This is a genomic window from Pseudomonas sp. SWRI50 (assembly GCF_014269095.1).
GTDB classification, from domain to species: Bacteria; Pseudomonadota; Gammaproteobacteria; order Pseudomonadales; family Pseudomonadaceae; genus Aquipseudomonas; species Aquipseudomonas kermanshahensis.
In genome coordinates this window covers 59704-81484 of record NZ_JABWRW010000016.1, presented here as the reverse complement: position 1 = coordinate 81484, position 21781 = coordinate 59704, and the positions used below count along the sequence as shown (strand labels likewise).

Annotated in this window: 20 protein-coding genes and 1 pseudogene; 10 read left to right on the top strand and 11 right to left on the bottom strand. The window is 63.1% G+C overall.

Going from position 1 to position 21781, the window contains the following annotated elements:
• Positions 1 to 186: 186 nt before the first annotated feature.
• Positions 187 to 2214 carry a DUF4034 domain-containing protein gene (locus HU750_RS17610; RefSeq protein ID WP_186681445.1) on the top strand — a complete coding sequence of 676 codons (2028 nt, stop codon included), beginning with the start codon at positions 187 to 189 and terminating at the stop codon, positions 2212 to 2214.
• A 3-nt stretch (positions 2215 to 2217) separates the two neighbouring features.
• On the opposite strand, the gene HU750_RS17605 is transcribed toward HU750_RS17610, so the two are convergent.
• A complete protein-coding gene (locus HU750_RS17605) occupies positions 2218 to 2478 on the bottom strand; it encodes an accessory factor UbiK family protein (RefSeq protein ID WP_085272187.1) in 261 nt (86 codons plus the stop codon).
• 385 nt (positions 2479 to 2863) lie between these two features.
• Here HU750_RS17605 and glnK point away from each other — a divergent pair, with 385 nt between their 5' ends.
• The 3 genes from glnK (at position 2864) to sutA (ending at position 5339) form a co-directional block, all read left to right on the top strand.
• Positions 2864 to 3202 (top strand): P-II family nitrogen regulator, encoded by a 339-nt coding sequence (gene glnK / locus HU750_RS17600; RefSeq protein ID WP_002555808.1) that lies wholly within the window; start codon positions 2864 to 2866, stop codon positions 3200 to 3202.
• A 47-nt stretch (positions 3203 to 3249) separates the two neighbouring features.
• The gene (locus HU750_RS17595; protein ID WP_027592203.1) at positions 3250 to 4581 is read left to right on the top strand and encodes an ammonium transporter; all 1332 of its coding nucleotides are present in this window, start codon (positions 3250 to 3252) and stop codon (positions 4579 to 4581) included.
• Positions 4582 to 5012: 431 nt separating this feature from the next.
• Positions 5013 to 5339: a dormancy-specific transcriptional regulator SutA gene (gene sutA / locus HU750_RS17590; protein WP_027592204.1), complete on the top strand. Its 327-nt coding sequence runs from the start codon at positions 5013 to 5015 to the stop codon at positions 5337 to 5339.
• A 166-nt stretch (positions 5340 to 5505) separates the two neighbouring features.
• Here sutA and HU750_RS17585 read toward each other — a convergent pair whose 3' ends face one another.
• The 6 genes from HU750_RS17585 to lptM are packed head-to-tail and all read right to left on the bottom strand — an operon-like array spanning position 5506 to position 10116.
• Entirely contained in the window at positions 5506 to 6201 is a 696-nt protein-coding gene (locus HU750_RS17585; protein ID WP_186681443.1) for an HAD family hydrolase, read from the bottom strand.
• A complete protein-coding gene (gene xerC / locus HU750_RS17580; RefSeq protein WP_027592206.1) occupies positions 6198 to 7097 on the bottom strand; it encodes a tyrosine recombinase XerC in 900 nt (299 codons plus the stop codon). Before xerC ends, HU750_RS17585 begins: the two co-directional genes overlap by 4 nt.
• On the bottom strand, positions 7097 to 7807 hold the full coding sequence (locus tag HU750_RS17575) for a DUF484 family protein (RefSeq protein WP_099430767.1): 711 nt from the start codon (positions 7805 to 7807) through the stop codon (positions 7097 to 7099). Before HU750_RS17575 ends, xerC begins: the two co-directional genes overlap by 1 nt.
• Before the next feature lie 13 nt (positions 7808 to 7820).
• Complete coding sequence (gene dapF, locus HU750_RS17570; RefSeq protein ID WP_027592208.1) at positions 7821 to 8651, bottom strand: diaminopimelate epimerase; 831 nt, start codon at positions 8649 to 8651, stop codon at positions 7821 to 7823.
• 4 nt (positions 8652 to 8655) lie between these two features.
• Positions 8656 to 9903 (bottom strand): diaminopimelate decarboxylase, encoded by a 1248-nt coding sequence (gene lysA / locus HU750_RS17565; RefSeq protein WP_027592209.1) that lies wholly within the window; start codon positions 9901 to 9903, stop codon positions 8656 to 8658.
• A 9-nt stretch (positions 9904 to 9912) separates the two neighbouring features.
• A complete protein-coding gene (gene lptM / locus HU750_RS17560) occupies positions 9913 to 10116 on the bottom strand; it encodes an LPS translocon maturation chaperone LptM (RefSeq protein WP_033693895.1) in 204 nt (67 codons plus the stop codon).
• Between the two features lie 190 nt (positions 10117 to 10306).
• Here lptM and cyaY point away from each other — a divergent pair, with 190 nt between their 5' ends.
• From cyaY to rnk, 3 genes are all read left to right on the top strand, one after another.
• Positions 10307 to 10639: an iron donor protein CyaY gene (cyaY, locus tag HU750_RS17555; RefSeq protein WP_027592210.1), complete on the top strand. Its 333-nt coding sequence runs from the start codon at positions 10307 to 10309 to the stop codon at positions 10637 to 10639.
• A gap of 1 nt (position 10640) precedes the next feature.
• A complete protein-coding gene (locus HU750_RS17550; protein WP_186681441.1) occupies positions 10641 to 10853 on the top strand; it encodes a DUF1289 domain-containing protein in 213 nt (70 codons plus the stop codon).
• 132 nt (positions 10854 to 10985) lie between these two features.
• Entirely contained in the window at positions 10986 to 11396 is a 411-nt protein-coding gene (gene rnk / locus HU750_RS17545) for a nucleoside diphosphate kinase regulator (RefSeq protein WP_027592212.1), read from the top strand.
• A gap of 99 nt (positions 11397 to 11495) precedes the next feature.
• Here the strand turns inward: rnk and HU750_RS17540 are convergent, their stop codons facing one another.
• On the bottom strand, positions 11496 to 14354 hold the full coding sequence (locus HU750_RS17540) for a class I adenylate cyclase (protein ID WP_186681439.1): 2859 nt from the start codon (positions 14352 to 14354) through the stop codon (positions 11496 to 11498).
• 199 nt (positions 14355 to 14553) lie between these two features.
• Here HU750_RS17540 and HU750_RS17535 point away from each other — a divergent pair, with 199 nt between their 5' ends.
• Entirely contained in the window at positions 14554 to 15009 is a 456-nt protein-coding gene (locus HU750_RS17535; RefSeq protein ID WP_186681437.1) for a YaiI/YqxD family protein, read from the top strand.
• A gap of 136 nt (positions 15010 to 15145) precedes the next feature.
• On the opposite strand, the gene elbB is transcribed toward HU750_RS17535, so the two are convergent.
• Positions 15146 to 15814 (bottom strand): isoprenoid biosynthesis glyoxalase ElbB, encoded by a 669-nt coding sequence (elbB, locus tag HU750_RS17530; protein WP_027592215.1) that lies wholly within the window; start codon positions 15812 to 15814, stop codon positions 15146 to 15148.
• A gap of 112 nt (positions 15815 to 15926) precedes the next feature.
• Here elbB and HU750_RS27205 point away from each other — a divergent pair.
• A pseudogene (locus tag HU750_RS27205) lies at positions 15927 to 16553 on the top strand (sterol desaturase family protein); the annotation flags it as partial.
• A 501-nt stretch (positions 16554 to 17054) separates the two neighbouring features.
• Here the strand turns inward: HU750_RS27205 and HU750_RS17520 are convergent.
• Complete coding sequence (locus HU750_RS17520; RefSeq protein ID WP_172961384.1) at positions 17055 to 17699, bottom strand: DedA family protein; 645 nt, start codon at positions 17697 to 17699, stop codon at positions 17055 to 17057.
• Between the two features lie 216 nt (positions 17700 to 17915).
• Here HU750_RS17520 and ppk1 point away from each other — a divergent pair, with 216 nt between their 5' ends.
• Complete coding sequence (ppk1, locus tag HU750_RS17515; protein WP_186681435.1) at positions 17916 to 20159, top strand: polyphosphate kinase 1; 2244 nt, start codon at positions 17916 to 17918, stop codon at positions 20157 to 20159.
• Here the strand turns inward: ppk1 and ppx are convergent.
• Complete coding sequence (gene ppx / locus HU750_RS17510; protein ID WP_027592219.1) at positions 20146 to 21648, bottom strand: exopolyphosphatase; 1503 nt, start codon at positions 21646 to 21648, stop codon at positions 20146 to 20148. The two genes, ppk1 and ppx, sit on opposite strands and share 14 nt — an antisense overlap.
• Between the last annotated feature and the right edge of the window lie 133 nt (positions 21649 to 21781).

Here is a 21781-nt window from a genome sequence, read left to right as displayed (position 1 = left end):
CAGCGCAATAAGTGTGCGTCCTGGTTTTTCAGGTCAGGTATTTCCCCTGGGTTTTCTTAGAATTCGACACAAATGGATCCAATTATTTTTGCGCAGATCCAGGGTATGGCTTAGTGTTGAAGGGCTACTGTGATTGCCATGGGATGGCAACACAACTTCCTACAAATGGACTTGAGGTATTGCCCCGTGCAAACGCTCACTCGCACTCGCCAGGCAATCCGTGAACTGGTGCAGGCCAGTGCATTCGTTGAACTCAACCGCTTCTTCGACATCCTCGAAGTGCGCTGGCGGCAGTCGCCGCCCGGCGAGTTCCCGGCCTACCTGGAGGCCGTCGAAGGATACATGCTGGTCGATTGGGACAGCCAGGGTGACAAGGCCCTGACGCAGATCCTCAAGGCCTGGATCGATGCCTGCCCCAAGGCCTATCACCCTCAGGTGGTGATGGGCTTTCATTGTTTCAGCCGGGCCTGCCATATCCGCGAGTCTGCCAACACCGAGCCCATCAGCGCCGAGCGTCGGCTGGCGGCGGAACAGGTTTGCGAGATTGGCGTGGCGCACCTGCTGCGTGCCATGGGGCGCTCAAACCAACCCGTGGCAGCGGCGATCGGCATGCTGAAGATCAGCGCGCATTTCGCGGAGCCAGGCTGGTTGCTGGGCCTGTTCGACGGCCAGCCGGTGCGCTTCAGCCCCTGTGCTCAGGCCGACGTGGAGGTGCAAGAGGCTGCAGCGCCGCTGCTGGTGAAATACGGCCTGCTACCTCTGGCCGAACTGCCTCAGGCCTTACCGGCGTGCCTGTGCGAGCGGGCCGAGCAGGGGCGAGAAAACGTCCAGCACTATTGGCTGCATCAAGCACTTGGCGCATTCCCCGGCTGTTTCGAAGCGATTCAGGCTTATGCAACCTACCTGTTGCCCTGCTGGGGAGGCAGTGACGCCGCGATCGACGCCCTGGCCATTGGGCCGCTGTGTGAGCGTTGGCCCGAGGAACAGCGTAATGCACTGCGCTGGCTGGCTATCGAGGACCAGCTCGAACTGCCGCATGCCGGCCAGTCACAGTCGATCGCTGTGTGGCTGCAGGTCTTCAAGGCATGGTCGCTGCGAGCACTCAGGCCCAGGGAGCGTGCCACCTTGCTGGCCTGGCGTGGTGCTTTGCGTGGTTGTGCTCAGCAGGATTACGCCGGCGCCCTGCGCGATTTTGCCGTCAGTGTAAATCTTTACCCTGACCTTGGGTTCGTCCCGGGCATCGGCCAGCCCTTCCGTAGTTTTGTCTGCGTCATGCTGTTCCACGCAGTGAAGGATGACCAGCAGGCCTTTCGTATCACTATCGAGCAGCTCTGCGCGAGCCGCTCGCACCCCGCCGCCTGTGCGTTGCGGGCGGTTGGGCATGCGTTTGGGCTGTGGGGTTTTCAGTGCTCGTACGAGCAGGCACGTGTGTGGTCACTGGCTGCAGTAAAGCGCCAATGTGGCCGCCAAGGGCCGGGTTTGGACGTGCTTGAAGTGCCACGCCTGCTCTGGGCTGCCAACCAGCACGAGGCAGCGTTCTACCTTTATGAACGCTGTGCCGAGCTGAGCCTGCCAGAGGCTGCCCTTAGCCTTCATGACCTGCACCGAGGCGCGCTGCCCAACACCCCCGCGCAGTACCTGGACGCGAGTGCTGCCGACTATTGGTTGTTGCGCGCGGTAGAGACCGGTTGCAAGCAGGCGAAGTACACATTGGCCTGCCGTCGCATGCAAAGCGCAGAAGCCTTGAATGAGCGCAGTGCCATGCTGGCCGTCAGGCGATTGTTGAACGATGCGTTGGGCGATTTGCAGACCGCTGCCAGTGCGCGTCTGCAGCTGGGTATTCTGCTGCGTCAGTTCGGCGAACCGCAGGAACAGGCCGAAGCCGTCGACTACTTGCAGGCGCTGGTCGAACACCCGGACGCCGGTATTGCCGCTCGCGCCAGTGCTGAACTAGGGCTGGCCTGGATGCAAGGGCAGGGCACGCGCAAGCAAAGCCGCTTCGCCGCCATCGAGTGGATCAACCGTGCGGTCGCATTGCAGCCGGCTGATAACGACATCGAACATATCCAGGCCGAGATACTCAACTCGCACAACCGGGTGAAGACGCTGTTCACCTTGTGCGGCGCGACGCTGTTCCGCGGCACACTGCACGCCAGCGAGTTACCGCCGAAACCAGGTAATCGGCGCGAGGATCGATTGCAGGCCTCCGCCTGAGCCTTATTCGCTGGGCGGCGCCATCCGCGCTTCCAGCTCAGCGACCTGCTTCTCCAGGGCCTCCAGGCGGGCGCGGGTACGGGCCAGCACGACCATCTGGCTGTCGAATTCGTCGCGGCTGACCAGGTCCAGCTTGCTGAAGGCACCCTGCATCAGCACTTTGAACTGGCTTTCCAGTTCGGCGCGGGGCTGGGCGGTATCGCTGCTGAACAGGCGTGAGGCCTGGTCGCTCAGGGCATCGAGAAGGGCTTTGGGCGCGAGCATGTTCGGCTGTCCACTGAAACTGAAAAATGACCCGCAGTGTAACACGCAGCAAAACGCGGTTTGGCCAGTGAGCAAGCAGTGTGCACTGCACATTTTTCGCGCAGTGGGCCAAGCCGGCGCGCACCGAAATCGTGCATCTTTTCAATGCTGGCGACTGGCCAATCCCGACTATTTCGTGCAACTCGCTGTTTTCCGGCGTTTTAGTGGAACTGGCAAGGTTTCTGCAATGACCTGTACGAGCCATGCACTGATGCAGTTCCTTGTGACCAGGCAGTGCGCACGCGGAGCCGGATGCCGACGACGCGTTACAAAGCCAACCGCTGCGCTTAGACTTGAGACGGGTTTGTTTTCCTGGGGCAAGTCCACCAAATCGGGAGAGAGTTTCATGAAGCTAGTCACAGCCATCATCAAGCCGTTCAAGCTGGACGACGTGCGCGAGTCACTGTCGGAAATCGGCGTGCAGGGCATCACCGTCACTGAAGTCAAAGGCTTCGGTCGGCAGAAGGGCCACACCGAGTTGTATCGCGGTGCTGAATACGTGGTCGACTTCCTGCCCAAGGTGAAGATCGACGTCGCCATCGACGACAAGGACCTTGATCGGGTAATCGAAGCCATCACCAAGGCAGCCAACACCGGCAAGATCGGTGACGGCAAGATCTTCGTGGTGAATCTGGAGCAGGCGATCCGCATCCGTACCGGCGAAACCGATACCGACGCGATCTAAGTAACAAAAAAAGCCTCACCAAACCCAACGCCCCAGGAGAAAACAACATGACTCTGCGTAAGATCGCAGGGCTAGGAGCCCTATTGTCCCTCGTAATGCCCGGGCTCGCCCTGGCAGAGGAAGCTGCCCCAGCGCTGAACTCCGGCGACACCGCCTGGATGTTGACCGCTACGGCGCTGGTGCTGTTCATGACCATCCCGGGCCTGGCCCTGTTCTATGGCGGCATGGTGCGTTCCAAGAACGTGCTTTCGGTGATGATGCAGTGCTTCGCGATCACCGGTCTGATGAGCATTCTCTGGGTCGTCTACGGCTACAGCATGGCCTTCGATACCAGTGGTATGGAAAAGGGCGTGCTCAACTTCAATTCCTTCGTCGGTGGCTTCTCCAAGGCGTTTCTCAGCGGCGTCACGCCCGACAGCCTGACTTCGGCCACCGCGTTGTTCCCTGAGGCGGTATTCATCACCTTCCAGATGACCTTCGCCATCATCACGCCGGCGCTGATCGTCGGTGCCTTCGCCGAACGCATGAAGTTCTCCGCGATGCTGGTATTCATGGGCATCTGGTTCACCCTGGTGTACGCACCGATCGCGCACATGGTGTGGAGCGGTGATGGCGCGCTGATGTGGGACTGGGGCGTGCTGGACTTCGCCGGCGGCACCGTGGTGCACATCAACGCAGGTATCGCTGGCCTGGTGTGCTGCCTGGTGCTGGGCAAGCGCAAAGGCTACCCGACCACGCCGATGGCCCCGCACAACCTGGGCTACACCCTGATGGGCGCAGCGATGCTGTGGATCGGCTGGTTCGGCTTCAACGCAGGTTCTGCCGCCGCCGCCAACGGCACGGCTGGCATGGCCATGCTGGTGACCCAGATCGCCACCGCCGCTGCGGCCTTGGGCTGGATGTTTGCCGAGTGGCTTGGCCACGGCAAGCCGAGTGCCCTGGGCATCGCCTCGGGTGTGGTCGCCGGCCTGGTCGCAATCACGCCTGCCGCAGGCACCGTGGGCCCGATGGGCGCCCTGGTGATCGGCCTGGCTTCGGGTGTGATCTGCTACTTCTGCGCCACTAGCTTGAAGCGCAAGCTGGGCTATGACGATTCGCTGGATGCCTTCGGCGTACACGGTATCGGCGGTATCGTCGGCGCTATCCTTACCGGTGTGTTCGCCGCACCGGCCCTGGGCGGCTTCGGCACGGTCACCGATATCGGCATGCAGGTCTGGATCCAGGCCAAAGGCGTGATTTTCACCGTGGTCTACACCGCCATCGTCACCTACGTGATCCTCAAGGTGCTGGACCTGGTGATGGGCCTGCGGGTCAACGAAGAAGAAGAGTCGGTCGGCCTCGACCTGGCTCAGCACAACGAACGCGGCTACAACCTGTAACTGCGACGCGGTAAAAACTTGCCCGGTTCGCCGGGCATTTTTTCGTCTGATTTTTGCCATTTCCCGCACGGCAAACGGTTTATCCGTCACGTTCGCGACGTAGGCAGAAAACTTACAAGATGCCGAGCGTTTATGGAGCTTTGCTTTTTCCACGGGCGCGCTAGAATGCGCGCCGAAGGGTGTTTGACATGCAGTCCGCACGCTTCCCCAGCCTTTGCTAGGCTTGCCATTAGCGCGTGGCCAGCAGGTGGCTCAAGGATTTCGTCAGGTCCTGCCAGGAGCAGGGCCTGCAGGGTACGACCCTCCCATCAGGAGGTGGATGCCCAAGGCAGTGGCCAACCCACGGCCAGTTGAATTTTCACTGGTGGCTGCCGGTCTACGGCTGCACTGGTCTATAACCAACCTGCTTTTCGCAAGTCATGAGGTAGAACATGAGCGACGATGATCTGGAAAACGACGACCTCGAAGTAGGCGACGATGATGAGGCTGATGAGGGTCTCGAAGCAGCGGCTGACGACGTTGCGGAAGACGCTGGCGAAGACGATAGCCCTGCGCCCACTGCCAAAGGCAAGTCCAAGGCCGCTGTCTCGGTAGACGAGATGCCGAGCATGGAAGCCAAGCAGAAGGAGCGCGATGCGCTGGCCAAAGCGATGGAAGAGTTCCTTTCGCGCGGTGGCAAGGTGCAGGAAGTGGAGGCCAACGTGGTCGCCGATCCGCCCAAGAAGCCGGACAACAAATACGGCAGCCGCCCTATCTGAGTGGTCGCCCACAAAAAAGCCCGCCGTCGCTGCGGGCTTTTTTGTGCGTGTTGGGTTTAGGAGCCCTATCGCCGGCAAGCCAGCTCCCCCAGGATAAAGCTACCTTAGGCGCAGCGCATACCTGTGGGAGCTGGCTTGCCGGCGATGGGCCGCGAAGCGGCCCCTGTCAGCGCCAGCGCGCCATTACCTCAGGCAGTTGCGAAAGCCGCTGGATCTCGGCATCGGGTGCCCGCTCACCGACCCAGGCCTTGCCTTGTGGGTTGAACCACACGGCCCGCAGCCCGGCCCGTTGGGCGCCGGCAATGTCATCGCCGGGGTGGTCACCCACATGCACCGCCGCGCTGGCCTCGACCTCGCCACGTTTCAGCGCCTCCAGAAACGGTGCCGGGTCCGGTTTGCCGATGCCCAGGTCCTCGGCGCACAAGGCAAAGCGGAAGTAGTCCGCCAAGCCCAGGCGGCTCACATCGGCGTTGCCGTTGGTGACCACCCCCAGGGTGTACTGGTGGCGCAGGATTTCCAGCACCGGCTGCACCTCAGGGAAAATTTCCACCTGGTGGCGTGCATGCAGGAACACTTCAAAGCCTTCGTTGGCCAGCGCCTGCGCGTGCTTTTCGCTGTAGCCGACCTCTTCCAGGGCATGGAACAGCACCCGCCGGCGCAGGGCGCTGATACGGTGCTTGAGGCCGGGCTCGGCCTGCACCAGGCGCTCGCGAATGGCGAACAGGTGTTCGACCGGCACGCCGCCGAGGATCGGCGCGTTGGCTTCGAGCCAGTCGCGCAGGACCACTTCAGCGCTGGCAATCACCGGCGCGGTGTCCCACAGGGTGTCATCGAGGTCGAAGGTGATCAGCTTGATGCTCATGAGTCTGTGCCTTTGCTGCGTTTGGCCCGGGGGTGGGCGCTGTCGTACACCGCGGCCAGGTGCTGGAAGTCCAGGTGGGTGTAGATTTGCGTGGTGCTGATGTCGGCATGGCCGAGCATCTCTTGCACCGCACGCAGGTCCTGGGACGATTCCAGCAGATGGCTGGCGAAAGAATGGCGAAGCATGTGCGGGTGCAGGTGCTGGCCCAGCTCACGCTCGCCGGCGACCTTGACCCGCATCTGGATAGCCCGTGGGCTCAAGCGATTGCCTTGGCGCGTGATGAACACGGCGCTGTCGCGTGGGCCGCCGATGCCGCGCAGGCGCAACCACGCCTGCAGGGCCTCGCGGGCTTTACGGCCGACAGGCAGTACGCGCGCCTTGCCACCCTTGCCCAGCACCTGCACCAGCCCGCCGGCAAGGTCGAGGTATTCGAGGTCGAGGCCAGCCAGTTCGGACAGGCGCAGGCCTGACGAATAGAACAGTTCGAGTATGGCCTGGTCACGTCGGGCAATGAAGTCGTCGTCGACGCCGCCGTCGAGCAGTTGCAGGGCGCGGTCGGTATCCAGCGTCTTGGGCAGGCGGCGCTCGCCCTTGGGCGCAGACAGGCCGCTGGCCGGGTCGTGCTGGCACAGCCCTTCACGGTTCAGGTATCGGTACAAGCCGCGCACGGCCGACAGCAGGCGCGCCAGGCTGCGCGAGGATTGGCCTTGGTGGTGCTGGCGGGCGATCAACTGGCGTAGCTGCTGGATTTGCAGCGCTTGCCAGCCGGCGATGCCCTGATCGTTGCAGTAGGCAATGACCTTGTCGAGGTCACGGCGGTAAGCCAGCAGGGTGTGCTCGGACACCTGGCGCTCATTGCGCAGGTGTGCGCAATAAGCCTCCAGCTGGCGTTCCATCAGCGCACCGGACGCAGGGTCTGGGTAACGCGCGGCACGACACGGCCCAGCACCTCGGCAATGTAGCCGAGGAACAGGGTGCCGACGCTGCTCTTGTAGTGTTGCGGGTCGCGGCTGCCAATCGCCAGCACGCCGTGCAGCCCTTGGTATTCGAGGGCGGCAACGGCGCTGGAGCCGACTTCGAGGCGCTGATCTTCACCGAACAGGAACGCCAGCTCATGGTCGCGCAGGTTGCCGCTGACCGTTTTGCCGCCCCCCAGCAGGCCGCCGATGGCTTGGTGCGCCTCGGCGTTGCTGACCCAGCGGCCCACTGGCGCGACGTTATCGCCGAACAGGATCAGGCTGACGAAGGGCACCTGAAACTCCTGGCGCAGGCTGTCTTCGACCGCCATCACCACTTCTTCCAGGCTGCCTGCATCGAGCAGGTCGAGGATCAGCCGGCGGGTCTTGTCGAACAGCCGGTCGTTGTCTCGCGCCACGTCCATCAGTTGCGACAGGCGATGGCGCATCTCGATGTTGCGGTCGCGCAGCAGCTTGAGCTGGCGCTCCACCAGCGACACGCTGTCGCCACGCTGGTGGGGGATGCGCTGCTCGACCAGCAGTTCGTCGTGCTCGGCGAAGAAGGTCGGGTGGGCGCGCAGGTACGCGACCACCGCCTCGGCATCAAGCTCGGTGGACTGCTGGGGTACAACCTTGGGCTGATCGGTCATGGCGGTTACTCGCTTAGAGACGAACCTGTCCTTCGTAGACGCGTACGGCCGGGCCGGTCATCAACACGGGCTTGCCGGGGCCGGCCCATTCGATGTGCAGGCGGCCACCCGGCAGGTCGAGGGTTACCGGTGAGTCCATCCAGCCTTGGCTGATAGCCGCCACGGCCGCAGCGCAAGCGCCGGTGCCGCAGGCCTGGGTCTCGCCGGCACCGCGTTCCCAGACCCGCAGGTTGGCACGGTGACGGTCGATGACCTGGATGAAGCCAGCGTTGACCCGCTGCGGGAAGCGCGGATGGTTTTCGATCTTCGGGCCCAGGGCATGTACAGGCGCGGTATGCACGTCATCGACGCGCAACACGGCATGTGGGTTGCCCATGGACACAGCGGCAATGGCGTGAACCTCGCCGTCGACTTCCAGTGGGTAACTCAGTGCCTGCTCGTCGGCGACGAAGGGGATTTCGGCCGGCACCAGGCGCGGCGGGCCCATGTCGACACTCACCTGGCCGTCGTTCTGCACGTCCAGCTCGATGATGCCGCTCTTGGTTTCGACGCGGATGCGCTTTTTCGCGGTCAGGCGCTTGTCCAGCACGAAGCGGGCAAAGCAGCGCGCACCGTTGCCGCACTGTTCGACTTCGGAGCCGTCGGCATTGAAGATCCGGTAGCGGAAGTCCACTTCTGGATTGTTCGGTGCCTCGACGATCAGCAGCTGGTCGAAGCCGATGCCGGTGTGGCGGTCGCCCCATTGCTTGGCATGCTTGGGCTGGATGTGTGCGTGTTGGCTGACCAGGTCGAGGACCATGAAGTCATTGCCCAGCCCATGCATCTTGGTGAAACGCAGCAGCATGGGCTCACTCCGGCAGCAGGCTTTCGCCAGCATACAGTTCGGCGACGGTTTCGCGGCGGCGTACTTCGAACGCCTGGTCACCGTCGACCAGGATTTCGGCGCAACGGCCACGGGTGTTGTAGTTCGAGCTCATGACAAAACCATAGGCGCCGGCAGACTGCACAGCCAGCAGATCGCCTTCGGCCAGGTTCAGCTCGCGCTCCTTGGCAATGAAGTCGCCGGTTTCGCAGATCGGCCCGACCAGGTCGTAGGCGCGGCCTTGGCCTTCGCGTGGGGTGACCGCGCTGACGCCCATCCAGGCCTGGTACAGGGCCGGCCGGATCAGGTCGTTCATCGCCGCATCGATGATGGCGAAGTCTTTGTGTTCGGTGTGCTTGAGGTACTCGACGCGGGTCAGCAGAACACCGGCGTTGGCCACGATGTAGCGGCCCGGCTCGAAGACCAGGGCCAGGTCGCGGTCGCCGACGCGCGCGCGGATGGCCTTGATGTAGTCGGCCACCAAAGGCGGCTCTTCATCGCGGTAGCGCACGCCAACGCCGCCACCCAGGTCGAGGTGGCGCAGGTGGATGCCGCAGTCGGCCAGGCGGTCGACCAGGTCCAGCAGGCGGTCGAGGGCATCGAGGAACGGCTCGACGGTGGTCAACTGCGAACCGATGTGGCAGTCGACACCGACCACGTCCAGGTTTGGCAGTTGGGCGGCACGCACGTAGATGGCTTCGGCGTCGGCGATGGCGATGCCGAATTTGTTTTCTTTGAGGCCGGTGGAGATGTACGGGTGGGTGCCGGCGTCGACGTCCGGGTTGACCCGCAGCGAGACCGGGGCAACCTTGCCCATCTCGGCGGCCACCACTTGCAGGCGCTCAAGCTCGTCGGTGGATTCGACGTTGAAGCAGTGCACGCCGACTTCCAGCGCGCGGCGCATGTCTTCGCGGGTCTTGCCGACACCGGAGAACACCACACGATCAGCGCGGCCGCCAGCGGCCAGTACGCGCTCCAGCTCACCGCCGGAAACGATGTCGAAGCCTGCGCCCATACGGGCCAGCACGTTCAGCACACCGAGGTTGGAGTTGGCCTTGACTGCAAAGCACACCAGGTGTTCGACGCCTTGCAGCGCGTCGGTATAGCTGCGGTACTGGGCTTCGATGTGGGCACGCGAGTACACGTAGGTCGGGGTGCCGAAACGTTCGGCGATGGCCGACAGGGCCACACCTTCCGCGAACAGTTCACCGTCGCGGTAATTGAAAGCGTTCATCTGATTTCCTTACTGCTCTGGCGTTTGCTCGGGCTGGATAGGCTGCTCTTCTTGCGGCTGTACCGCCGGAGCGTGCTTGTGCTGATGCGACTTCTGGCTGCCCTTGCCGTCCTTGCCGTCTTCCGGCAGGTACAGGGGGCCCTTCTGACCGCAGGCCGAAACGAGGCAGGCAACCGCGACCAGCGCCGCGAGCGAGGAAATCAGGCGCTTCATGGGTGAAATCCTTTGAAATATGCAGTATTGCGCCCGAGTATACCGAGCGACCGGCGGATTGCCTATGCAAGAGCCGGTCCGCCGGGCGGGCTATTCTTGCCGCCTGCAATGGCTAATCTTTGCATTCGGCGGCAAGCGCCCGTATCTTGCCCGGCTTGCCTGTAACGCAGCCAATTTCGAGGTTCCTGCAATGAGTTTGAGCGAAGCGCGTTTCCATGATCTGGTCGACGCGACCCAACAGGCCCTGGAAGACCTGTTCGACGAGAGCGGCATGGACCTGGACATGGAGAACTCCGCCGGTGTCCTGACCATCAAGTTCGACAACGGCAGCCAGTTGATCTTCAGCCGCCAGGAGCCCCTGCGCCAGTTGTGGCTGGCGGACAAGTCGGGTGGCTTCCACTTCGACTACGACGAAGAGAGCAAGAAGTGGATCTGCGAGAAGAGCGAAGAGCTGCTCGGCGAGATGCTGGAGCGCATCGTCTGGGAGCGGGCCGGCGAGAAGCTGGACTTCGACGAGATCTGAGATGAGTGAGCAGCCGCGGCCGCCCAAGCCGCTCTACAGCAATGTCAGCACGGCCGTGAAATCTCCGTGCATCAGCGTCTGCCGCCTGAATGAGCAGCGTGTCTGCACCGGCTGCCACCGCCCTGTGGAGCACATCCGCGAATGGCGGTCTGCAGACGACGAGCGGCGCCGGCAGATCTGCCGCGAAGCCGAGGCCTTGCGCGCACGGGCTTGAGTATTTGCCCGGCTGTGGTAGTGTCAGGTTCTGCGTCGGTGACGCCAAAGTCATCATAAACCCCGCCCTTGGGCGGGGTTTTGCTTTATTTGCCCGACGAAAATTGCCTGTTCAAAGGAGTCTGACTGGATCATGAGCACCAAGCCTTCCCTCATCCTCACCCGATTGGACGTACAACGTCTCGAGCGTCTGATCGACAGCCTCGACGAAAGTACGCCGGGTGTGCTCGCCCTGCAGGACGAGCTTGACCGCGCCGAACAGGTGGTCGGTCACGAGGACGTCCCGGCCGGGGTGGTGACCATGAACTCGCGCGTGCACTGCCGTGAAGAGGCCAGCGGCAAGGACTACCACTTGACCCTGGTGTACCCGAAGGATGCTGGGCCGGAAGGCAAGGTGTCGATCCTGGCGCCGATTGGTTGTGCCTTGCTGGGCCTTTCGGTCGGTGAGCAGATCGACTGGCCGGCGCCGGGCGGCAAGACCCTCAAGCTGAAGCTGCTGGAAGTCGAGTACCAGCCAGAAGCGGCGGGTGATTTTGACCTGTGAGCCTTTTGGGGGCCGCTTTGCGGCCCATCGCGGCACAAGGCCGCTCCCACAATGTTCGCGCATGCCCAGTAAATAGGGGTACAACGCGGCCCCACTGGTTCATCCCTCGACCGCTGCCTGCAACTGCTCTAGCCCCTCATTCAGCGCCTGTTCCAGCTCCCGCTTATAACGCAGGTACAAAACGGTCGCGCCCAGCTCATCACCCAGCAGCTCGGACAAATCCAGGTCGGTAATGTAGCAGCGGTAATGACCGGCGCTGCGGCGTTGCCCGATGATCTGCCGGGCGACCACGGCGTACAGCTGGTCGCCATGGTCCAGCTCGGAGAACTCCTGCTGGTCACAGTACAAGGTGACCGTCACGGCGCCCGCGGCACCGCCCTGGATAATCGCCTGAACCTCATAGTACGGCTGGCCGCTGCCCTCGACAGGCACCAGCCGTGGCTCGATGCTGCGCGCCCTGCCCGGGCCTGACGGCAACAACTGCCCATAGTGGATATCCAGCGAAGCGGGGCGCAGGGCGTCCAGCGGCAGTTGAGTATCGCGGCGCATCAGCACCGAACGCAGGAAGCGTTGCAGTGGCAGCAGCAGATGGGCTTCATCCTGCAATGGCAGGCGCTGTTGCCACAGCGCGTTGTACTCATCCAGCACATACAGATCGGCCCAGGCGCCTTGCAGGCGATAGAACACTTGGATGCACGCGGGCCGCCCCTGCTCCAGCACCAGTGCCAGGTCGTGGTCCTGCAGGGCATTGGCGTCCAGGTGCAGCGGGCTGTAGCGGCTGCGTTCTTCACTCAGGTAGTCCAGCAGCGCCTGGTGGTCAGCCAGGGTCGCCAGGCTTACCTGGCCGGGCAGTAGCTCCAGCACATGGGTGTGCTGGGCTACCTGCAGCAGGTAGCGGTAGTTCGCCCCCTGGTCGAGCAACTGTTGCACCGTGGCGAAAACCTCCTCGACCCGCTGCTCGATGGCCTGGGCGCGGTTGTGGCAGAAGCAGCGTACCCGTAGCCGGGGGCGGTGGCCGCGCTGGCCGAGGCTGTTGAGGTAGTCGCGCAGGCAGCGCAGCAATGCGTGCTCGCCGTCGTAGCGCTGCACCAGCACTTCATTCCAGCTGTTGAGGGTGACCTGGTCCAGCGTCAGCACCAGGTTTTCGCGCACGCCGGCGTAGCTCAGCGAGTCGGTGCGCTCGGTGGTCATCAGGATGTTCAGGTCGCGGTGCTGGCGCAGCGGGTCGATGCCGACGTTGATCAGCAACAGGATTTCGTCGGCCACACTGGGTTGCAGCAGGCGGACTTCGCTGACGGTCGGCAGCGGCAGGTCGAGGGTCTGCTGCAAGCTGCCCAGCAGGTTGAACAGCTCGAGCTCGCGCAGGTCACTGGCGCCAGGGTGCACGGCGAAGCGTGTACTGCTGTCGATGACGCCATTGCGATGGGCCCAGGTCAGCAGTTCGAGCAGCTCGCGGCAGCGTTTGATCGGGCTGAAATGCGTGACCTCGTGCGTGCTCAGGTTGCCGGTGTAAAGCTCCCAGTGGTGGCTGCCCGGCTCTTTGCGGTTGGGGGCCTGGACCAGGGTGAGGGTGCCTTCTGCGAGGTCCGGGGCGATCCCTGGGTTGATCACCTCGGTCTTGCCGGCACGGCGCTCGAAGGCGGCGTACAGGCGCCGGCCCAGCACATTGAGGTCACGCTGGTCGGCGCGGCTGCTGGCGTTGCGGGTCTGGGCGAACTGGCTGAGGAAGCGGTAGCTGTGGTTCAGCTCAGCCACCAGCTCGCGGCGTTCGACCGCGACTTGGCCAACCTTCCATTGGCTGCGGCTGTCGAGCAGGGCCAGCTGGCGCTCGTCCCAACCCCATTCGTCCGCCAGGCGCTGCAGCAATTGGCGCTGCCAACCGTTGGCGCGCACCTGGCCGCTGAGTTTCTTGTTGACCTTCAGGTACAGGCTGCGCCTGACCAGCTCAAGGCGCGCCGTTTCGCCGCGTTGCCGCAGATAGTGCTCGATGCGCCGATAGACCATCACGTAAGGGTCCAGCTCGTCGAGGTCGAGCTGGTTGGCGAACACCGCATGCTTGTAGTCCAGGCTCAGGCAGCGCACGGCGGGGTGCTCGCTGGCGTAGGCTTCGGTCAGCAGCAGTTTGAGCAGCGATTTGTAGGGCGAGTCGATGCCTTTGAACAGTTGCCACAGCCCAGCACCCACGAACTCGCCGGGGGGGATATGCGCCAGGTTGCCGAGGTCGAGCACGTCCTGGCTGCGGATGAAGCGCTTGCTGAGCAAGGTCTGGGTATAGGCACTGTAGTTGTGCTCTTCGTAGACCGGCACCAGCCACCACAGCGGCGTGCGCCCAGCCAGCCAGATGGCGGTGCGGTAGAACTCGTCGAGCAGCAGGTAATGCTGGGTGGTGCCGCAGTCGTCGGAACCAAGCTGGCCGTCCCGCTCGCCTTGCGCAAAGCCTTGCGGGTCGATGAGGAAGAAGTGTGCTTCGGCGCCTAGGCTGGCGGCCCAGGTTTCCAGCAGTTGGCATTTGCGGCGCAGCTCGTTCAGCAGGTCATCACCCAGGCCTGGCGCATGGCAGACCCACAAGTCCATGTCGCTTTGTTCGGCCTGGGCCAGCGAGCCCAGGCTGCCCATCAGGAACACGCCATGGATTGGGCGCGCTGCCTGCCCCTGGCGGGCCTTGTAGGCAAACGAGCGTGCCAGCCGTTGCGCTTCGGCGACCAGGTCGTCGGCAGGCTCGAAACCGGCCACCCCGGCGGGCGTACTGCTCGAGACATAGCCGGGCAGCAGTGGGTGGTTGACGTGGAACAGCAGCGGCAACAGCGTCAGTACCTGTTGCTGGCGCGTCGACAGCCCCTCCATCGCACGTTGCAGGCGACCCTGGTTGAGTGTCAGAAAGCGCGCACGCAAGGTCGCCAGAACTTTCCGGTCGATGCCTTCGTCCAGGTCTGGGCGGATTTCTTGGGGGTGGTTCATTGCGCGCTCGTGGCAGGCCAGTAGGGCTGCGGCGAGTTTAGCCTGAGTGAACCAGTCGGATAAGCGCTAAATCGATTTGTTGGCGTCATTTTTCCAGCGTCCTTGCGTGTGGGTGAAACCCGCCGACTCCAGCTTTCAGCCCGCTTCGGGCATGATGGGCTGCATGAGCGTAGTCTCGCTGATTTAGAGGTGTTTACGGATGCGTGTATGGATCGATGCCGACGCTTGCCCCAAGGCGGCAAAGGATTTGATCGTCAAGTTCGCCCTCAAGCGCAAACTCGAGGTGGTGACGGTGGCCGGCCAGGCGCAAAGCAAACCGGCCTTTGCCTGTGTGCGGCTGATCGTGGTACCCAGCGGTATGGATGCGGCCGACGACTATTTGGTCGACAACGCCGCGCCGGGTGAATTGGTGATCTGCAGCGACGTGCCGTTGGCCGATCGGCTGGTCAAGAAAGGCGTGGCGGCGCTGGACCCGCGCGGGCGCGAGTTTGACGAGCGCAACATGGGTGACCGGCTGGCGACGCGCAACCTGTTCACCGATTTGCGCGAGCAAGGGCAGGTTGGGGGAGGGCAGGCGCCTTATGGCGAGCGCGAGAAGCAGGCATTCGCCAATGCGCTGGACCGGATTATCGCGCGCTTGTCCAAGCCCACCTGACGTCCACGGCTTTTGTAGGAGCAGCCTTGTGCTGCGCAAGGCCCCACGATCTGCGCATCAGGCATAGATTGCCGGGGCCGCTGCGCAGCCCTTTCGCGACGCAAGGCCGCTCCTACAAAGGCAGGGCAGGCTTGGGTTATTGGTCGCCCTCGTGGGTCAGCTCCAGCACCCGGTCTACCAGCTTGTAGATCCCACCGGCCGCTTCGCTGATCGACTTCGCAACCATGTAGGCCGGGGTCGTCACCAGCTTGCGCTGGGTGTCTTCAACGATGTCGTGCACATCGCACTCTTCATGCTTGCCACCCATCTTCTCCACCGCAGCAGCCGTGCCGGCATCGTTGCCGATGGTGCAGACCACGCCTGGGCCGTAAATCTTCGCCGCCAGTGCTGGCGAGATGCAGATCAGCCCAACCGGCTTGCAGGCATCGGCAAAGGCTTCGGCCAGGGCCAGTACGTCTGGGTTGACGCTGCAGTTGGTGCCTTCGACGGCAAAGTTCGAGAGGTTTTTCGCCGCCCCGAAACCACCGGGCACAATCAGTGCATCGAAGTCTTCGGCATTGGCTTCGCGGATGTCCTTGACCTCGCCACGGGCAATACGCGCCGATTCCACCAGCACGTTGCGCGACTCGGGCATTTCTTCGCCGGTCAGGTGATTGATCACATGCATCTGCGCGATGTTCGGCGCAAAGCACTGCACCTGCGCCCCGCGCTGGTCGAGGCGCAGCAGGGTGATCACGCTTTCGTGGATTTCGGCGCCGTCATAGACGCCACAGCCGGAAAGTATCACCGCTACTTTTTTCGTCATGCTCATTACTCCAGTGTCGAGGCGCTAAATGTCCTCTAGTTTGGCAGATGTAGCCATAGGGATTCCCGCGGTCGCGGCCTAATCTTTGTAGATAACGCCTGAGGTCGTCACCATGGACCTGATACTGCTGGCCGTGCCGTTCTTCTTCGTATTGATCGCCGTTGAACTGGTGGCTGACCGCGTGCGTGGCCAGCGTAATTACACCTTGGCCGACGCGATCAACAGCCTGAGTACAGGCGCCTTGTCGACCAGCACTGGCCTGTTGACCAAAGGGGTCGGGCTGCTGACCTATGCCTTGGCCTGGGAGCATCTGGCGCTGCTGCGCTTGCCCCAGCAAGCGTGGTGGGTGTGGGTGCTGGCGTTCGTCCTGTACGACCTCTGCTACTACTGGCTGCACCGCCTGGGGCACGAACGCAACGTGCTGTGGGCGGCCCATTCGGTGCACCATCAGAGCGAGGAGTACAACCTCACCACGGCGCTGCGCCAGACCAGCAGCGGCTTCATCTTTTCGTGGATCTTCTACCTGCCATTGGCGCTGATCGGCGTGCCGCCCCTGGTGTTCATCACCGTGGCGTCGCTGAACCTGCTGTACCAGTTCTGGGTGCATACCCGGCACATTGCCAAACTCGGTTGGCTTGAGTGGATCTTCATCACGCCATCCAACCATCGCGTCCACCATGCGCAAAATCCTGTTTACTTGGATCGCAATTACGGCGGCGTGTTCATTCTCTGGGACCGCCTGTTCGGAACGTTCAAGGAAGAGGACCCGGCCGAGCCCGTGGTGTTCGGCGTGACCACCCCACTGGCCAGCTGGAACCCGCTGTGGGCCAACCTGCAGTTCTACGCCCAGCTGTGGCGTGATGCCCGGCGCACGCGCAGCGTGTGGGACAAATGGCGGATCTGGTTCATGCCCACGGGCTGGCGCCCGGCCGATGTCGCGGCGCGTTACCCGCAGGCCAAGCCGGACCTGGCGCTGTTTCGCAAGTTCGAGGTTGCCCTGGGGCGGGCGCAGCAGGCCTATGTAGCGGCGCAGTTCGTCGTCTATGTGGCCTTGGGCAGCTATTTGATGGAGGCCGCGGAGCGCGTGCCTGCCGCCGCCCTGATACTGGGCTGGTCGGTCATGGCCTTGGGCCTGTTCGTGCTCGGCGCGCTGCTAGAGAACCGGCCCTGGGCCGTGCGCCTGGAGTGGGCGCGGTTGCTGTCGAATGTGCCAGCGCTGTACCTGGCTGGCGCGCTGGGCTTAGCGGTGATCACGCCGCTTGGGTGGGTCCTGCTCCTGGCTTACAGCCTGCTCAGCCTCTGGGGCCTGAGCCAGTGCCGCCGCCTTGCGCTCCGCGCGCAGGGTGCGGAAGCGCCGGCGCAGCCAGAGCAGGACACCGAGCAACAACAGGCCGCCGAGCACCCATAGCTCGTACTTCTTCACATTGCCCAGCAAGCCTTCGAGGATGGCGCCGAAGTGGTAGGCCGCTGCGCCCAGGGCCAGCGCCCAGATGGCGGCACCGAGGCCGTTGAGCAGCAGGTAGCGGCGCGGCGGATAGCCCGACAGGCCAATGGCCACCGGCATGACCGTGCGCAGCCCATAGACGAAGCGGAAGCTCAGCACCCAGATGTCGGGGTGGCGGCGGATGTGGTCCAGCGCCCGATCACCCATGGCCTGCCAGCGCGGTTTGCGTGCCAGGATCTTGCGCCCATGGCGACGGCCCATGAAGTACCACAGCTGATCGCCGGCATAGCTGCCGAAGAAGGCCACCAGGCACACCAGCTTGATGTCCATGTAACCGCGGAACGCGAGGAAACCCGCAAGCACCAGGATGGTCTCGCCTTCAAAGAAGGTGCCTAGAAAAAGGGCGAAGTAGCCGAAATCCTGCAGGAATTGTTGAAGCATTTTCTGAGGTGCTGGCGAAATGAACGCGCAGCCTACCCCTTCGCGCGCGTGGATGAAAGTGTCCAAATGTGTCTCGACGTGAACAATTCCTACAAGGACAATGCCTTCGGCCACAAGTCGCAGGCTTGCCAGTGGGTGTAACACAGGCGTCATAATGGCCGCTTATCGTCCCGCTCAATTGATGATAGGGCGTTAACGTCCTCCAGGAACGTCCAGATGAATAATGAAGTGCTCACCCCTGTCGCGATCAAGGACGCCCAGGCAGTCCCCGAAGAGATGGTGCAAACCCCGCCAGACCTGCCGCCGGCGCCAGAGCCAGAGCCCGAGCCTGTGGTCGAGGCCGCGGCACCGGCCCCCGCGCCGGCACCGGCGATCACCGTCCCGGGCCTTGACGACAGCAGCCTGTACATTCATCGCGAGCTGTCGCAACTGCAGTTCAACATTCGGGTGCTGGAGCAGGCACTGGACGAGAGCTACCCGCTGCTCGAGCGTCTGAAATTCCTGCTGATCTTCTCCAGCAACCTCGACGAATTCTTCGAGATCCGCGTCGCCGGCCTGAAGAAGCAGATCAATTTCGCCCGCGAACAGGCCGGGGCCGACGGCTTGCAGCCGCACCAGGCGCTGGCGCGCATCAGCGAGCTGGTGCACACCGAGGTGGATCGCCAGTACGCGATCCTCAACGACGTGCTGCTGCCAGAGCTTGAAAAACACCACATCCGCTTCATCCGTCGCCGTCACTGGACGCCCAAGCTCAAGACCTGGGTGCGGCGCTTCTTCCGTGACGAGATCGCGCCGATCATCACCCCGATCGGCCTCGACCCGACGCACCCGTTCCCCTTGCTGGTGAACAAGAGCCTCAACTTCATCGTTGAGCTCGAAGGCGTCGATGCCTTCGGCCGCGACTCGGGCCTGGCGATCATCCCGGCGCCGCGCCTGTTGCCGCGGGTCATCCGCGTGCCTGAAGAAGTCGGTGGCCCGGGCGCCAACTACGTGTTCCTGTCGTCGATGATCCACGCGCACGCCGACGACCTGTTCCAGGGCATGAAGGTCAAGGGCTGCTACCAGTTCCGCCTGACCCGAAACGCCGACCTGGCGCTGGACTCCGAAGAAGTCGACGACTTGGCCCGCGCCCTGCGCGGCGAGCTGTTCTCGCGCCGTTACGGTGATGCCGTGCGGCTTGAGGTGGCTGATACCTGCCCGAAACACCTGTCGGACTACCTGCTCAAGCAGTTCAGCCTGAGCGAGAGCGAGCTGTACCAGGTCAATGGCCCGGTCAACTTGACCCGCCTGTTCAGCATCACCGGCCTCGACAGCCACCCGCAGCTGCAATACATGCCGTTCACCCCGGCGATCCCCAAGCTGCTGCAGAACGCTGACAACATCTTCAGCGTGATCAGTAAGCAGGACGTGCTGCTGATGCACCCGTTCGAATCGTTCACGCCGGTGGTCGACCTGCTGCGCCAGGCCGCCAAGGACCCGCATGTGCTGGCCGTGCGCCAGACCCTGTATCGCTCCGGTGCCAACTCGGAGATCGTCGACGCGTTGGTGGACGCTGCCCGTAACGGCAAGGAAGTCACTGCGGTGATCGAATTGCGCGCGCGTTTCGACGAAGAGTCCAACCTGCAGATGGCCAGCCGCCTGCAAGCGGCGGGTGCGGTGGTGATTTACGGGGTGGTCGGGTTCAAGACCCACGCCAAGATGATGCTGATCCTGCGGCGTGAGCAGGGCGAAATCGTCCGCTATGCGCACTTGGGTACCGGCAACTACCACGCCGGCAACGCCCGCCTGTACACCGACTACAGCCTGCTGACCTCTGACGACGCCCTCACCGAAGACGTCGGCAAGCTGTTCAGCCAGCTGATCGGCATGGGCAAGACCCTGCGCATGAAAAAGCTGCTGCACGCACCCTTCACGCTGAAGAAGGGCATGCTCGACATGATTGCCCGCGAGACCCAGTTCGCACTGGACGGCAAGCCTGCGCACATCATCGCCAAGTTCAACTCGCTGACCGATGCCAAGGTCATCAAGGCGCTGTATAAGGCTAGCCAGTCCGGGGTGCGCATCGACCTGGTGGTGCGCGGTATGTGCTGCCTGCGGCCAGGTATTCCGGGGGTTTCGCACAACATTCACGTGCGCTCGATCATCGGCCGCTTCCTGGAGCACACCCGGGTGTTCTACTTCCTCAATGGCGGCGAGGAGCAGATCTACCTGTCCAGTGCCGACTGGATGGAGCGCAACCTCGACAAGCGCGTCGAGACCTGCTTCCCGGTCGAAGGCAAGAAGCTGTTGCTGCGGGTGAAGAAAGAGCTGGAAAGCTACCTGACCGACAACACCCATGCCTGGACGCTGCAGTCGGATGGGCGCTACGTGCGCAGCACCCCGACCGGTAACCAGAACCCGCGCAGTGCCCAGGCGACCCTGCTGGAGCGCCTGAGCAACCCGGTCCTCAACGTACGCTGAGGACGAAGCCGACCCGGGCCAGCCACTCCGCCTCGTTGGCGAAGTCGGCCTGGGTCAGCTGGTTCTGCTCCAGCCAGCCTTCTGGGAAGACCACATCGAGGCTGTTGTCGCCTGCTTGCAGCTGTACCTTCGGCATTTGCTGCGTGCCACGAATGTGGTGGAACAAGATGGCGAAGCGCAGCAGCACGCACAGGCGAATCAGCTGCACGCCTTCATCGCCGAACTCGGCGAACTTGTCCTTGGGGATGTTGCGGCGATGGCCGCGTACCAGCAGGGCCATCATCTGCTGATCCTCACGGGAAAAGCCCGACAGGTCGGAGTGCTCGATCAGGTAGGCGCCGTGCTTGTGGTAGTGATAGTGGGCGATGTCCAGCCCAACTTCGTGCACTTTCGCGGCCCATCCCAGAAGATCGCGCCAATTGCCCTCTTCCAGATTCCAAGCTTTTGCTACCTGGTCGAACGCGTGCAGTGCCTTGCGCTCGACGCGCGCGGCCTGGCCTTGGTCGACGTGGTAACGCTCCATCAAGGAGTTGAGGGTGCGCTCGCGCACGTCTTCGTGGTGATGGCGGCCGAGCAGGTCGAACAGCACACCTTCGCGCAGGGCGCCGTCGCAGTGGTCCATGCGTTGCAGTTCGAGGGCGTCGAAGATGGCCTCGAGAATCGCAAGGCCTGCCGGGAAGATGGTGCGGCGGTCTGGCTTGACCCCTTCGAAGTCGATCTTGTCCACCTCGCCCAGCTTGAACAGTTTGCGTTTGACCCACGCCAGCCCTTCGGCGTTGACCTCGCCATTGCCCAGGCCGCTGGCCTTGATAGCTGCGCCGATGGCGCGGATGGTGCCGGACGAACCGATGGCTTCGTCCCAGGTCAGGCGGTGCAGGGCGTTTTCGATGCTCATCAGCTCCAGGCGCGCGGCGGTGTAGGCCTGGGCATAACGCGCCGGGGTAATCTTGCCGTCGCGGAAGTAGCGCTGGGTGAAGCTGACGCAGCCCATTTGCAGGCTCTCGCGCAGCAGTGGCTCGAACCGCTGGCCGATGATGAACTCGGTACTGCCGCCGCCGATGTCGGCGACCAGGCGCTTACCGGGGTTGTCGGCCAGGGTGTGGGAGACGCCGAGGTAGATCAGGCGGGCTTCCTCACGGCCGGAAATCACTTCCACCGGGTGCCCGAGAATGGCCTCGGCGCGCTGGATGAATTCGTTGCGGTTGCGCGCCTCGCGCAGGGCGTTGGTGCCAACGATGCGCACCGCACCCGCGGGCAGCCCGTTGATCAGTTGGGCGAAGCGCTTGAGGCATTCGAGGCCCCGTTCCATGGCTTCTTCGCTGAGCTTGCGCTCTTCGTCGATGCCGGCGGCCAGCTGAACCTTTTCCCCCAGCCGTTCGAGAATGCGGATCTCGGTGTGGTGGGCCTTGGCCACGACCATGTGAAAACTGTTGGAGCCAAGGTCGATGGCGGCGATCAGAGACAGGTTCTTCGCGTTGGTATGCGGCATGATCTGGATGTTCTCGGTCGTTAACCTGGCAATCGTGACACGATACGGGGCTGTCGCCAACGCGTGGCACGCCAAGGCTTGATGCAGGGCAATGTGCCATTCGATGTTATGACACGCATATGACAGTTTCGAT